The sequence below is a fragment of the Micromonospora sp. NPDC048999 genome, from assembly GCF_040649295.1.
Lineage (GTDB): Bacteria > Actinomycetota > Actinomycetes > Mycobacteriales > Micromonosporaceae > Micromonospora.
Genome location: NZ_JBEZFI010000018.1, coordinates 50,831 through 64,173 on the forward strand (window position 1 = coordinate 50,831; position 13,343 = coordinate 64,173).

Annotated in this window: 11 protein-coding genes; 4 read left to right on the plus strand and 7 right to left on the minus strand. The window is 74.0% G+C overall.

Annotated elements, in window-relative coordinates; all coding sequences use genetic code 11:
- Positions 1-9 precede the first annotated feature (9 nt).
- Positions 10-1,401, minus strand: a complete 1,392-nt coding sequence (gene lpdA, locus AB0C02_RS19730; protein WP_357549804.1) for a dihydrolipoyl dehydrogenase — start codon at positions 1,399-1,401, stop codon at positions 10-12.
- Between the two features lie 178 nt (positions 1,402-1,579).
- Here lpdA and AB0C02_RS19735 point away from each other — a divergent pair, with 178 nt between their 5' ends.
- Positions 1,580-1,909, plus strand: coding sequence for a hypothetical protein (locus AB0C02_RS19735; RefSeq protein WP_357549805.1), 330 nt, complete (start codon positions 1,580-1,582; stop codon positions 1,907-1,909).
- 79 nt (positions 1,910-1,988) lie between these two features.
- On the opposite strand, the gene AB0C02_RS19740 is transcribed toward AB0C02_RS19735, so the two are convergent.
- Complete coding sequence (locus tag AB0C02_RS19740) at positions 1,989-3,557, minus strand: leucyl aminopeptidase (protein WP_357549806.1); 1,569 nt, start codon at positions 3,555-3,557, stop codon at positions 1,989-1,991.
- A 162-nt stretch (positions 3,558-3,719) separates the two neighbouring features.
- On the opposite strand from AB0C02_RS19740, the gene gcvT reads away from it, so the two are divergent.
- On the plus strand, positions 3,720-4,850 hold the full coding sequence (gcvT, locus tag AB0C02_RS19745; RefSeq protein WP_357549807.1) for a glycine cleavage system aminomethyltransferase GcvT: 1,131 nt from the start codon (positions 3,720-3,722) through the stop codon (positions 4,848-4,850).
- Positions 4,851-4,945: 95 nt separating this feature from the next.
- Here gcvT and AB0C02_RS19750 read toward each other — a convergent pair whose 3' ends face one another.
- The 4 genes from AB0C02_RS19750 to AB0C02_RS19765 form a co-directional block, all read right to left on the minus strand.
- On the minus strand, positions 4,946-6,229 hold the full coding sequence (locus AB0C02_RS19750) for a DUF2314 domain-containing protein (RefSeq protein ID WP_357549866.1): 1,284 nt from the start codon (positions 6,227-6,229) through the stop codon (positions 4,946-4,948).
- A 64-nt stretch (positions 6,230-6,293) separates the two neighbouring features.
- Positions 6,294-7,067: an adenosylcobinamide-GDP ribazoletransferase gene (locus tag AB0C02_RS19755; protein WP_357549808.1), complete on the minus strand. Its 774-nt coding sequence runs from the start codon at positions 7,065-7,067 to the stop codon at positions 6,294-6,296.
- Complete coding sequence (locus tag AB0C02_RS19760; protein ID WP_357549809.1) at positions 7,057-9,006, minus strand: bifunctional adenosylcobinamide kinase/adenosylcobinamide-phosphate guanylyltransferase; 1,950 nt, start codon at positions 9,004-9,006, stop codon at positions 7,057-7,059. Before AB0C02_RS19760 ends, AB0C02_RS19755 begins: the two co-directional genes overlap by 11 nt.
- A gap of 74 nt (positions 9,007-9,080) precedes the next feature.
- Positions 9,081-11,048: a protein kinase gene (locus tag AB0C02_RS19765; protein ID WP_357549810.1), complete on the minus strand. Its 1,968-nt coding sequence runs from the start codon at positions 11,046-11,048 to the stop codon at positions 9,081-9,083.
- A gap of 185 nt (positions 11,049-11,233) precedes the next feature.
- Here AB0C02_RS19765 and AB0C02_RS19770 point away from each other — a divergent pair, with 185 nt between their 5' ends.
- Positions 11,234-11,434 (plus strand): hypothetical protein, encoded by a 201-nt coding sequence (locus tag AB0C02_RS19770; protein ID WP_357549811.1) that lies wholly within the window; start codon positions 11,234-11,236, stop codon positions 11,432-11,434.
- Positions 11,434-12,231: a site-2 protease family protein gene (locus AB0C02_RS19775; protein ID WP_357549812.1), complete on the plus strand. Its 798-nt coding sequence runs from the start codon at positions 11,434-11,436 to the stop codon at positions 12,229-12,231. The genes AB0C02_RS19770 and AB0C02_RS19775 overlap by 1 nt, the downstream gene beginning before the upstream one ends.
- Before the next feature lie 111 nt (positions 12,232-12,342).
- Here the strand turns inward: AB0C02_RS19775 and AB0C02_RS19780 are convergent, their stop codons facing one another.
- The gene (locus tag AB0C02_RS19780; RefSeq protein ID WP_357549813.1) at positions 12,343-13,341 is read right to left on the minus strand and encodes an aldo/keto reductase family protein; all 999 of its coding nucleotides are present in this window, start codon (positions 13,339-13,341) and stop codon (positions 12,343-12,345) included.
- Between the last annotated feature and the right edge of the window lie 2 nt (positions 13,342-13,343).

Genomic DNA, 13,343 nt, shown 5'->3' on the forward strand with positions numbered 1-13,343 from the left:
TTGTCGTGGTCAGGCGTGTGCGTGCAGCGGCTTACCGGCGAGGGCCAGGTGCGCCTCGCCCAGGGCCTCGTTCTGCGTCGGGTGGGCGTGCACGAGCTGCGCCACCTCGGCCGGGTAGGCCTCCCAGTTGTAGATGAGCTGCGCCTCGCCGATCAGCTCGCCGACCCGAGCGCCGACCATGTGTACGCCGACCACCGGGCCGTCCTCGACCCCGACCAGCTTCACGAAGCCGGCGGTCTTGAGGATCTGGCTCTTTCCGTTGCCGCCCAGGTTGTAGTTGTACGTCTTGACCTTGTCGGCGCCGTACTTCTCCTTGGCCTTCGCCTCGGTCAGGCCGACCGAGGCCAGCTCGGGGTCGCAGTAGGTGACCCGCGGGATGCCGGCCTCGTCGATCACGGCCGGGTTCTGGCCGGCGATCTCCTCGGCGACGAAGATGCCCTGCTGGAAGCCGCGGTGGGCGAGCTGCAGGCCCGGCACGATGTCGCCGACGGCGTAGACGTTCGGCACGCCGGTGCGCAGCCGCTCGTCGGTCAGCACGTAGCCGCGGTCCATCTTGACGCCCTGCTCCTCGTAGCCGAGGTTGGCGGTGTTCGGGCCGCGACCGACGGCGACCAGCAGCAGCTCGGCCTCGACGGTCTCGCCGCCCTGGATGGTCAGCTTGACGCCGTTCGCGGTCTTCTCGACCTTCTCGAACGGCTTGCCGACCTTGAAGTTGATCTTCCGCTTGCGGAAGGCCCGCTCCAGCGCCTTCGACGACTCCTCGTCCTCGGCGGCGACCAGGCGGGGCAGCGCCTCGACGATGGTCACGTCGACCCCGAAGGACTTCCAGACGCTGGCGAACTCGACGCCGATCACGCCGCCGCCGAGCACGATCGCCGAGGTCGGGACCCGGTCCAGGACCAGGGCGTGGTCGCTGGTGATGACCCGCTCGCCGTCGATCTCCAGGCCCGGCAGGCTCTTCGCGTACGAGCCGGAGGCCAGCACGATGTTGCGGCCGGTGTAGCGCTTGCCGTCGACCTCGACGGTGTTCGGCGCGACCAGCTTGCCGTGGCCCTCGACGATGGTGATCGCCTTGTTGCCCTTGAGCATCCCCTGGAGGCCCTTGTAGAGCCGGGAGATCACGCCGTCCTTGTACGAGTTGACCGCGGCGATGTCGATGCCGACCAGCTCGGCCTTGATGCCGAACTGCTCCGACTCGCGGGTCTGGTCGGCGATCTCGGCGGCGTGCAGCAGGGCCTTCGTCGGAATGCAGCCGTTGTGCAGGCAGGTGCCGCCCAGCTTGCTCTTCTCGATCAGGGCGATTGACAGGCCCAGCTGGGCGGCGCGCAGCGCGGTCGCGTAGCCGCCGCTACCACCTCCGAGGATCACGATGTCGAAGGCTGCGTCGTTCGGCTCGCTCACGTCCAACTCCCTGGTCGCGTCACTGCATCGGGGGTTACGGGGGCGTAACAGGCACACCCCACCTCGGTCATCTTGTCACCACCGGGGACGGAGCGCGTACCGAGGTGCCCAACGACACGTCTCCACCACGTACGCTTGGCACCGTCTTCAATGACATAAGGGGGAGGAGTTGGGTGCGGTGGGGCTGTTCCGACGACGCAAGCGCACGGGCGCGGTGAGCCGCGACCGGGTCGCAGACCGCGCCGATCTGGAGCATCTTGAGAACTTTGTCCGCACCCGACGTGGAGTCGAGGTGTTTCTGGAACCCCGCACCACGGTCACCGAGACCACGGTCATGTTGATCGCCGACGACGGCGAGTGGACCCGGCGCCGGGTCAGCGGCCCGGAGGAGGCCCGCCGCTTCGCCCACCAGCTCGCCATCCCGATCTACGACGTGCGCCTCATGGGTTACCCGCAACGCATGCGCGACTACAACGAACGCCGCAAGCGCCGCCCCGAGCTCTTCTGAAGCAACTTCGGGGAAGTTGCTGGCTCCCGGCCTGCGGAGGCAGCAACTTCCCCGAAACTGAGTGGATCTCGTGCTGGCGTCAGCCGTTGGCGGCGACGTCGTCCACCAGGTGGAGCAGGGTACGGACCGGGACGCCCGTGCCGCCCTTGGTCCAGTAGCCGGTGGGCTCGCCCGAGTGATAGCCGGGGCCGGCGATGTCGATGTGCGCCCAGGCCACGTCCTCGGTGACGAACTCGCGCAGGAAGACGCCGCCCTGCAGCATGTGACCGGCCCGGTCCATGCCCGCGTTGACCTGCGAGATGTCCGCCACGTCGGAGTCCATGCCCTTGCGCACGTCCTCCGGCAGCGGCATCGGCCAGGCCGGCTCGCCGGTCGCCTCGCCGGCGGCCTTCACCCGCTCGCACAGCTCCGGGGTGCCCATCACGCCGGCGATCTTCTTGCCCAGCGCGACCACCTGGCCGCCGGTCAGGGTGGACGTCTCGAACAGGTAGTCGGCGCCGTCCTCGCAGGCTCGGGCGATGCCGTCGGCGAGGATCATCCGGCCCTCGGCGTCGGTGTTCAGCACCTCCACCTTCTTGCCGTTGTACATGCTGATCACGTCGCCCGGCCGGTAGCTGGTGCCCGACGGCATGTTCTCCGCCATCGGCAGGTAGCCGGTGACGGCCACGGCGGGCTTGAGCGCCGCGACCGCCAGCATGGCCGCGCCGACCGCCGCCGCGCCGGCCATGTCGGACTTCATCTCCCACATGCCCTGGGCCGGCTTGATCGAGATGCCGCCGGTGTCGAAGGTGATGCCCTTGCCGACCAGCGCCACCCGCTTGCCGTTGCCGACGCCCTCGGGGGTGTAGGTCAGCTTGACCAGCCGCGGCGGCGCCTCCGAGCCCTGCCCGACGGCGAGGATGCCGCCGTAGCCGCCGGCGGCCAGCGCCGCCTCGTCGAGCACCTCGACGCCGAGCCCGGCCTCACGCGCGGCGGTGGCCACGGCCTCGGCGAACGCCGGCGGACGCAGCTCGTTCGGGGCGGTGTTGACCCAGTCCCGGCTGGTCCGCACCGCGCCGGCCACCGCCTGGGCCCGGGCGATCTCCGCCTGGGCGGTCGCGTCGGTGGCGTCCGGCACCGCGATCAGCACCTCGGCCACCGGCTCGCGCCGGGCCGGCTGCGGCTTGGTCTTGTAACCGGCGAACCGGTAGCCGCCGAGCAGCGCGCCCTCGGCGACCGCGCGCAGCGCGGCCGGGGCGTCCGCGTCGTCGGGCAGCGGCAGGGTGAGCGCGACGCGCGGCGCGCCGGCCAGGGCGCGCACCGCGGCGCCGGCGGCCCGGCGCAGGGTCTCCGGGGCCGGGGCGGCACCGGTCGGCTCGGGGCCGAGCCCGACGGCGGCGACGACGGGGGCGGTGACCGTGCCCAGCGTGGCCAGCTTGATCACCTCGCCCGCGCCGCCGGTCGCGCCGAGCAGGGCCAGGGTCTCGGTCAGCTTGCCATCGAACGCGGCGGCGATGCTCTCCGCGCCGCTGGCCAGCAGCAGGGCGCCGGCGGGTGCGCCGGACTCCTGCTCTGCGGTCTGGCTGTGCACGCCGATCACGATCGCGTCGACGGCGAGCTCGGCGGGATCGGTGTCGACCAGGCTGAGGGTGGTACTGGGCGATGTCACTGAGGCTACTCCGGGCGGGCCGGGCCGGCCGCGTCGTCGCGTACCGGCGATGAAGGTCTCCGGCGGCAACCTACCCGCCGGACGCGTGGCTGTCCCGCCGATGAGCTCCGACGGGGTCCCGCCGATGCTAACCAGCCTGCCAGCTGGCGGTAAGTTGCCACCATGACCGAGGTGACCTCCGCCGCCGCCGTGACCCGACTGCGCCGTTCCCCGCTGCACGAGCGACACACCGCCGCCGGCGCCAAGTTCGCCCCCTTCGGGGGCTGGGAGATGCCGCTGGAGTACGCCGGTGGCGGCGTGCTCAAGGAGCACACGGCGGTGCGTACCGGGGTGGGGGTCTTCGACGTCTCGCATCTCGGCAAGGCCCGGATCACCGGGCCGGGCGCCGCGGACTTCGTCAACGCCTGCCTGACCAACGACCTGCGCCGGATCGGCCCGGGCAAGGCGCAGTACACGCTCTGCTGTGACGACGCCACCGGCGGCGTGGTGGACGACATCATCGCCTACCTGCACGCCGACGACCACGTCTTCCTCATCCCGAACGCGGCGAACACCGCCGAGGTGGTCCGCCGGTTGCGCGCCGCCGCGCCGGCCGGGTTGGTCGTCACCGACGAGCACGAGGCGTACGCGGTCCTCGCGGTCCAGGGGCCGCGCTCGGCGGAGCTGCTGGGCGCGCTGGGCCTGCCCACCGACCACGACTACATGAGCTTCTCCAGCGCGACGCTCGACCGGGTCGAGCTGACCGTGTGCCGCACCGGCTACACCGGCGAGCTGGGCTACGAACTGGTCGTCCCGGCCGAGCACGCGGTCGCCGTGTGGGACGCGCTGTTCGCCGCCGGCGCGGCGTACGAGCTGCGGGCCTGCGGGCTGGCCGCACGGGACACCCTGCGTACCGAGATGGGATACCCGCTGCACGGGCAGGATCTGTCCCCGGAGATCACTCCGGTGCAGGCCCGCTCCGGCTGGGCGGTGGGCTGGGACAAGCCGGCCTTCTGGGGGCGGGACGTGCTGCTCGCCGAGAAGGCCGCCGGCCCCCGGCGTACGCTGCGCGGCCTCGAGGCGGTCGACCGGGCCATCCCACGCCCCGGCATGGCCGTGTACGCCGGGGACACCCGGATCGGCACCGTCACCAGCGGCACGTTCAGCCCGACGAAGAAGCAGGGCATCGCCCTGGCCCTAATCGACACCGCCGACAACCACCCCGACGGCGACACCGTAGAGGTCGACATCCGAGGCCGCCGCGCCCAGCTCCGCCTGCACCGCCCCCCCTTCATCCAACCCTCCGTCCGCTGACCGATCCTCGGTGTTGATCATGAGGTTGGCGGCGTCGAAGGAGATCGAGACGGCCGTCAACCTCATGATCGACAGGGGCGTGGGGCGGTGGGGGGTTAGTCGGGGGTGCCGGCGTCCAGGACGGCTTGGGTCCAGCCGCCTTCTATGACGCCGGTGCCGTCCAGGACGGCCCAGTCGACGACGTCCGTCGCCTCCACCACCACCCGGGCGCCGATCCGCACCGTGGGGTCGCTGTTGGCGTCGCTGGCGCTGGCGCCGGCGATTCGTTCCGGGGTCTCCCACGAGGTCACCCCGGCCCAGACGTACTCGGGGCCGTCGTCGCCGGGCAGGCCGTACTTCACCACCAGCTGCGACTCGGCGGGCAGCTGGCCGGCGACGAAGCGGGCCCGGATGTCGCCCAGCCCGGCCCGGGCCGCGGCGATCGCCCTGCTCATCGCGTCGCCCGGCCGGGTGTACCGGACGTCCGGCTGGATGCCGCTGAACAGGGTGGCGCAGGCCGCGGCGAAGTAGCGGCCGGCCGGCCCGGGATGACCCGGCGGCGGGCCGAGGGTGAGGAACGAGTCGGCGTCCGGGTCGGTCGCCGGGTCCAGCTCCAGCCGCAGCAGCACCGGCGCGGTCGCGCCGTGCTGCTCCGGATTCCCGTACGCCACCGCGATGTCGTGCCCGGTCACCGTGGCCAGCACCGGCAGCTGCACGAACGCCGGCACCTCCTCGCCGGCCAGCCCCTCGGTCCAGTCCCGCAGCAGCCGCCGCGCGGCACCGGTCATCACCGCGCCCCAGGCCCGGGTGAGGTGGTCCGGCACGCCCTGGGCCTGGAGTTCCAGCAGCCCGAAGCGGCGCAGCCCCTTGGTGGTGAACCAGAGCCCGTCGGTGTCCGACGAGTACGGCACCAGCACCCAGTCGACCAGCCGGATCCGGCCCTCGGCGTCAGGGAGGGAGCGCAGCGCGGCCGCCGGGTCCAGGAACTGGAGGCCGAAGACGTCCACCACGTCCCCGTCGACCGTCTCGGCGATCGCTGCGGCCACCGCCCGGGCCGCCCACTCGTGCGCCGGCGGCCACCCGGGCCGGTACTCCGCCTGTACCACCACCAGGTGCGTCGCGGCGGCCAGCCGGGCCAGCTGGGCCTCGGTGGCGCCGAACGCGGTGAGCAGGTCCGGCGGCAGCTGGGGAAACTCGTTGATCTGCCGGGTGTCCACGCTCATCAGCGGGCTGGCCAGCATCTGCTTCGCCAGCCCGTGCACCGGCTCGGCGAGCCGGCCGGCCAGGGCCTCCACCGCCGTCTTCGGGCTGACCCTCGGCAGCCCCGTGATCGGCACCAGATAGGTCGCGTCCAGCGACTCCGGCACCGGTACGGGCAGGAAATCATCCGTGATGAGCATGCCGTCCCCCTCGACCGCGCCGCTGCCGTCGACCACGAACGCTACCCGCCCGCACGGGTGACGCTCAGCCGGACAGCACCAGTCCCAGGTATACGAGCGTGGTGACGATCTCCACGGTGGCGCCGAGCACGTCTCCGGTGATGCCGCCGAGCCGGCGTACCACGTGCCGCAGCAGCCCCGCCGCGACGGCGAGCGCGGCGACGACGACGAGCGGCCCCTGCCAGGGGCGGCCCGGCGCCGCCGGCACCGCCAGCAGCGCGACGGCGGCCGTGCCGACGACCAGCGCGACCGGCCCCACCGTGCCGGCCACCAGCGCGCCCAGCCCCTCTGGCCGGGCGGCCGGCACCCCGCGGCGGCAGGCCAGGCCGACGCCGAGCCGCCCGGCCGCCGTGGCGGCGGTCACCCCGGCGAGCGCCGCCGGCCATGACCGCCCGGCCAGGTCGGCGAGCACCGCGGCCTGGAGCAGGAGTACGACCACCAGCGCGACCACCCCGAACGGGCCGACGTCCGGCTTCTTCATGATCTCCAGCGCCGCCGCGCCCCGCCGGTACGAGCCCAGCGCGTCCACGGTGTCGGCGAGCCCGTCCAGGTGCAGGCCCCGGGTGAGCAGCGCGCCGAGACCGACGGTGACCCCGGCGGCGACCAGCGGGGGCGCGAGCGCGGCGACCAGCAGCAACACCACCGCGAGCAGCGCGCCGAGCAGTGCCCCGACCGCCGGGGCGAGCGCCATCGCGGTGCCCGCCGCGGCCCGGTCCACCCGGCCGGCGCGGACCGGCAGCGTGGTGAAGGTGGTGACCGCCAGCCGGATCCCGTCGGCGAGCCGGGTCTCAGTCGGCACGCCGGCCGGGAGACTCCGGCACCGCGACCGCCTCGTCCGGCTCGACCGTGGCGGGCCGGCTGGGCCCCGGACCGGCCGGCTCCGGCTCGGCGAACTCCGGCTCGTCGGCGGGCGGCCGGACCGGCTCCGGCTCAGTGGTGGTGGGCCGGCTCGGCCCCGGGCCGGCCGGCTCCGGCTCGGCGAATTCGTCCTCGTCGTCCTCGGTGTCGCGCAGTGCCGGGTGCACCGGCAGGCCGGCCGCCAACGACAGCATCGAGCGCAGTAGCGGCAGGGTGGCCAGCGCGGTCGCGCCCTCGCCGAGGCCGAGCCGCAGGTCCATCAGCGGGGCCAGGCCGAGCACGTCGGCGGCGTGCCGCACCGCGGGCTGGCCGCCGTGGTCGGGCAGCAGGCACCAGTGCCGGGCCTGCCCGGCCAGGTCGCGGCTGACCAGGCCGGCGGCGACTCCGACCGGCCCGTCCAGCAGCACCGGGAGCCGCCGGGCGGTCGCGCCGAGCAGCACGCCGGTGGCCACCGTGATGTCGCCGCCGCCCAGCTCGGCCAGCACGTCCTTGGCGTCGCGCGGGGAACGCCGGGTGCGGTGCAGCGCGTCCCGGACCGTCGCGCAGCGGACCATCCAGGCCGCGTCGTCGATCTGACCCTGCTCGGACACCACCCGGCCCAGCACCATCGGCGCTTCCGCGCCGGTCGTGGCCACCAGCACCGCCGCGGCGGCCGCCTCGGCGCCGGCCCCGCAGGCGGCCAGCACCAGCAGTTGCACGCCCGCGTCGGCGGCCTGCTCGGCCAGCCGCCAGCCGTACCGCAGGGCCGACTCGACCTGCTCGGCGGTGAGTGCCGGCTCGTTCTCGATAGCGGCGGAGGCGGGTGCCTCGACCACCTGCAAGCCGGCCCCGCTCTCGGCCGCCAGCCGGGCGAGCACCCCCTCGCCGGCACGCGCCTGCCGGGCGCGGCGGGCCGACTCGTCGGGCGTCGCGCCGGCCGAGGCCCCGCCGGCGTGGTCGCCGTGCAGCAGCAGCACCCGCACCGAGGCCCAGGACGCGGGGGTCGGGGTGCCCTGGGTGGCGGCGGCGAAGCCGACCACCCGTTCCAGCACGCCGAACCCGGCGCCGGGAAGGTCCAGGGTGGCGAGGCGGTCGATCGCCTGAGGGCCGGCGTAGTCGTCGGGCATGGGCAGTTCCATGCCGGGCTCGATGACGAGCCCGGTGTCGTCCACCGGCAGCGCCTCGATCGGGGTGGCCGCCAGCACCGGCGCGGTAGCCGGCGCGGCCGGCGTCAGCACCTCGGGCAGCGCCTGCTCCGGCGTGCCGGCCCACGCGGCAGGGCGGCTCGCCGCCCGTTGCGCCGGTGCGCCGGCCTGACCGGGGCCGGCCTGGGCCGGCACGGCGTGGAGCGGGGCGGCCGGCTTAAGCCAGGCCGGCTGGCCGGCCACGACCAGCACCACCGCGTCGCAGGCGTCGGCGATCGCCCGGTTGGTCGCGCCCAGCGCGTCGGTGAAGGCCCGGCCCAGCGGCGTGGTCGGCACCAGGGTGAGCCCCACCTCCGGGCTGACCAGCACCAGCCGGGCGGTGCTCGCCCGGACGGCCGCCGCCAGCTCGGCGATGGTGGCCGGGTCGTCGGCGGGCTGATGGGTCGGGTCGAGCAGCACGGTCACCCAGCCGCCCAGGTCGTCGACGAGCAGCGTCTCGTCCGGCCCGGCCGCCGCGATCACCTCGGCCAGCCGGCCCGGATCCGCCGCGGTCTCCTCGGTGGTCCAGCTGCCCGGCCGGCGGGCGCGGTGCGCCGCCAGGCGGGTCGCCCACTCGGTGTCCTCCGGGTCCCCCTCGGGCGCGGTGGCCACGTATCGGACCGTGGGCGCGTCGGCGACCAGCGATTCCGCGAACTCGGACTTGCCGGACCGGATACCGCCGAGCACCAGGAGCGTGTTCCACCCGTCAACGGACATGCCCGTACCTTAAGGCCGTCCGCCCTGTCGCCGCCCGCCGGCCCGTGCGCGAGCCGACGGGCTGGGACGGCGGGTCAGCCGCAGTGCGCGAACGCGCTGCCGTAACTGGCCCCGCCGGTCGACCCGCCCCACTTCACGCAGACCTTGGCCGCGGCGGCCCGGACCGGCCCGGCGTAGTACGCGAAGGACCCGCTGTCGGTCTGCCGGGTCTTCCCCTGCACCTCCAGGTACGCCGTCACCTGGGTGGCACGGCCGACGTCGGTGTCCTTGAGCGTGACCACGCAGTTGTTTCCGTTGGCCGAGTTGTAGAGCAGGTAGACCCGGCCCTTGCGGATCCCGTTCGCGGTCAGCGTGGCCGAGTCGATCACCTGGTAGCCGCTGCCGCACGCCTGTGCGGCCGTGTACGGGTTGGGCTTCTGCGGGGCGCTGGTCGTGCCGGTCGGCTTCGGCGAGCCGGCGCCGCCGCTGGACGGGGACGCGGGCGCCGGCGTCGGCGCACCGGCCGACGGGGTGGTGGCACCGGGCGCCGATCGGCTCGGCGTCGCCGACGGCGACCGTTCGGTCCGCCCGGTACGGCTCGGCGCCGGCTCCGGGCTATCCTCCGTGACCTGCGCTGTCGGCTGCCCCGGTGCGGCGACCGGGTCCTCCGTGGACACTGCGTTCTCCGTGGCCTGCGTGGTCTGCGCGGTCTGTACGGACCCGCCCTGCGGCGGGTCGTCGTCGCCCAGCGCCGCCACGGCGACCGTGGCCGCCAGCGCGACGAGGACCACGCCGGCCGCCCCGGCCAGGGCGAGTGCCCGTCCCCGCCCTGGTCGCCCCGAGCGCTCCTCCAGCGTCGGCGGCACACCGGAGCCGGCGTGCCGGTTCTGCTCCGGGCCGGGCTGGCCGGGGTGCGGGCCGGGGTGCGGGCCGGGCTGGCCGGGGTGCGCCACCCCGACCGACCAGGCGGGACCGGCCGGGGGCGGAGCCGGCTGCCCGACGCCGCTGGCACCGGCCGAGGAACCGACCGGCTCCGGCGCCGGTGCGGGAGTGCGCGGATCCGATGGCGCGTCGGCCCCCGGGGCGGCGGGGGAGGAGGCGCCGGACGGCGTACCCCCGGACCGGTCCGGGGCGGTCGGACCGGGGGCGGGCGCCGGCAGCGCGGCGGCCCCCGGCACGGCCGGGCCGGCCACCGCCCAGGGCGGCTGGGGTGGGACGGGGACGCTGGCCAGGGTGGCGTCCCGGACGTCCTGGGCGGCCTCGGCCATGGCGAGCGCGCTCGGGTACCGCTCGCCCGGGCTCTTCGCCAGCGCCCGGTTGACCACCTCGACCACCGTCGGGGGCGTGCCCGGCGGCAGCGGGGCGGGCTCGTCCTGGGCGTGCCGCAGCGCCACCTGGAGCGGGTTGTCGCCCTCGAAGGGCGGGCGGCCGGCAAGGCAGAAGTACGCGACCGCGCCGAGCGCGTAGACGTCGGTGGCCGCCGAGACGGGCTGGCCGGTGGCCTGCTCCGGTGACATGTACGAGGCGGTGCCGAGCACCATGTTCGCGGCGGTGATCCCCGCCATGGTGTTGGCCCGGGCGATGCCGAAGTCGACAAGCACCACCGTGCCGTCCCGCTTCACCAGCAGGTTGCCGGGTTTGACGTCGCGGTGCACGATCCCGGCGAGGTGAGCGGCGTGCAGCGCCCGCGCGGCCTGCGCCACCACCGACATGGTGGACGTCGGGTCGAGCCGGCCGGCGCGGCGGACCCAGGTCACCAGCGGGTCGCCGTCGACGTACTCCATCACCAGGTAGCTGACCTGGCTCTCGTCGGCGAGCGTGGCGGAGCCGAAGTCGTGTACCTGCACGATGCCCTGGTGCCGCAGCGCGGCCATCATCCGGGCCTCGGCGTGGAAGCGGGTGGTGAACTCCGGGTCGGCGACCAGCGACGGCAGCAGCACCTTCACCGCGACCTCGCGGTCCAGCAGGGTGTCGGTGCACTTCCAGACGGCCCCCATGCCACCGGTCGCGATGCGTTCGTTCAGCCGGTAACGGTCGCTGAGGACCACTCCTCGAGTCAGCACCGCGTCACCGTACCGCCGCATGATCCATTCGGGTGGGCCCGATGGCTCCAGGTCGCGGCGCGGCTTCAGACCCGCCGAGCTGGAGCCATCGCAGCCCGCACGTGGTGCCCGGGCCGATCGTGGTCCGGGCGACTACGCTTGCGAGGGTTCCGTCCCGGGACGACGGCAGCGAGGGGAGACGCGGCATGGCGTGGAGCTGGCGGTACGAGGGCACGAACGGCGAGACGGTCGACGGGCCGAGTGAGTCGTTCGGCAACCAGGCGGACGCCGAGTCGTGGATCGGCCAGACCTGGCGGGAGCTCGCGACGTCCGGCGTCACCTCCGTCACGCTCGTCGAGGACGACCGGGTGGAGTACCGGATGAGCCTGCTGCCCCCGGCCCAGTGATGGGCTACGACCGGCCGGGCGAGCCGCTGGTGCTCGGGGTGCCGCGCGCGGCGTTCCGGCCCAGCCCGATCTTCCTCGCGCTGGTCGCGCTCTTCGTGACCAGCGGCGTGCTGACCTGGCACGGGTCAGGCAACGTCCGGTTCGACGTCTTCCTGTTCGTGGTCTCGGGCTGGCTGGTCTCGCTCTGCCTGCACGAGTACGCCCACGCGGTGGTCGCCTACCGCTCCGGGGACCGGGACATCGCCCACCGGGGCTACCTGACGCTCAACCCGCTGAAGTACACCAACCCGCTGCTGTCGATCGTGCTGCCGGTGATCGTGTTGCTGCTCGGCGGCATCGGCCTGCCCGGTGGCGCGGTCTGGGTGGACCGGCACGCCATTCCCGGCCGGCTGCGGCACACCCTGGTCAGCCTGGCCGGCCCGGCCACCAACGTGCTGTTCACCCTGCTGCTGGCGATGGCGGTGCTGATCGGCCCCGGCCTGGTGGGCGGCCCGCTGGCGTTCTGGGCCGGGGTGGCCCTGCTGGCGTTCCTCCAGCTCACCGCCAGCGTGCTCAACCTGCTGCCGGTGCCCGGCCTGGACGGCGGCAACATGATCCAGCCGTGGCTCAGCCCGTCGTACCGCCGGATGTACGACATGTTCGCCCCGTTCGGGTTCATCGTGCTCTTCGCGCTGCTGTGGAACCCGCGGATCGGCGGCTGGTTCTTCGGCGCGGTGTTCAGCGTGGCCGACTTCCTCGGGCTGCCGCCCCAGCTCTATCTCATTGGGCGCGAGCTGATCCAGTTCTGGCAGGGCTGACCGGGCTGACCGGGCGGCGGGAGCCGCCGCGCAGCGGCGGAGCGGCCGATTGTGCGCGTACCCGCGAAGGGCCCGGGCCGGCGCGGTGGCCGCGCCGGCCCGGGGAGAGCGTCACGGACGCTGCGCCGGGCTCTCGGTCTTCGCCGGGTCCCGCTCGGTGACCGGCTCGACGATCTCGTCGATCGCCTTGAGCAGGTCGGCATCGAGCTTGACGCCCGCCGCCTTCACGTTGTCGTGCACCTGCTCCGGCCGGGACGCCCCGACGATCGCCGAGGAGACGTTCGGGTTCTGCAGCACCCAGGCGATGGCCAACTGCGGCATGGTCAGCCCGGCCTGCTCCGCGAGGGGCTTGAGCCGCTGCACCCGGGTGAGCACCTCGTCGGTGAGCCACTTGGCGATGAACCCGGCGCCCGACTTCTCGTCGGTGGCCCGGGTGCCGGCCGGCGGCGGCTGGCCCGGCAGGTACTTGCCGGAGAGCACACCCTGGGCCATCGGCGACCAGACGATCTGGCCGAGGCCCAACTCCTCGGAGGTGGGGATCACCTCGGCCTCGATGACCCGCCACAGCATCGAGTACTGCGGCTGGCTGGAGACCAGCGGGATACGCAGCTCGCGGGCGAGCCGGTGGGCCTCGCGGATCTGCGACGCCTTCCACTCCGAGACGCCGATGTAGTGCGCCTTGCCGGAGTGCACGATGTCGGCGAACGCCTCCATCGTCTCCTCCAGCGGAGTGCTGTAGTCGTAGCGGTGGGCCTGGTAGAGGTCCACGTAGTCGGTCTGCAGGCGGCGCAGCGAGCCGTTGATCGACTCCATGATGTGCTTGCGGGACAGCCCGCGGTCGTTGCGACCCGGGCCGGTCGGCCAGTAGACCTTGGTGAAGATCTCCAGCCCCTCGCGCCGCTCGCCCTTGAGCGCGCGGCCCAGCACCTCCTCCGCCTTCGTGCCGGCGTACACGTCGGCGGTGTCGAAGGTGGTGATGCCGGTGTCCAGGGCGGCCCGCACACAGGCGGTCGCCGCCTCCTCCTCGACCTGCGAGCCGTGGGTGATCCAGTTGCCGTACGAGATCTCGCTGACCATCAGGCCCGAGCGGCCTAGGTGTCGGAATTCCATAC

Excerpts from the sequence above, each read along its gene's own strand:
- AB0C02_RS19770 (WP_357549811.1), top strand. The coding sequence starts at position 11,234 with ATGGCGTGGAGCTGGCGGTACGAGGGCACGAACGGCGAGACGGTCGAC.
- gcvT (WP_357549807.1), top strand. The coding sequence starts at position 3,720 with ATGACCGAGGTGACCTCCGCCGCCGCCGTGACCCGACTGCGCCGTTCC.
- AB0C02_RS19760 (WP_357549809.1), bottom strand. The coding sequence starts at position 9,006 with ATGTCCGTTGACGGGTGGAACACGCTCCTGGTGCTCGGCGGTATCCGG.
- AB0C02_RS19780 (WP_357549813.1), bottom strand. The coding sequence starts at position 13,341 with ATGGAATTCCGACACCTAGGCCGCTCGGGCCTGATGGTCAGCGAGATC.
- AB0C02_RS19750 (WP_357549866.1), bottom strand. The coding sequence starts at position 6,229 with ATGCTCATCACGGATGATTTCCTGCCCGTACCGGTGCCGGAGTCGCTG.
- AB0C02_RS19775 (WP_357549812.1), top strand. The coding sequence starts at position 11,434 with ATGGGCTACGACCGGCCGGGCGAGCCGCTGGTGCTCGGGGTGCCGCGC.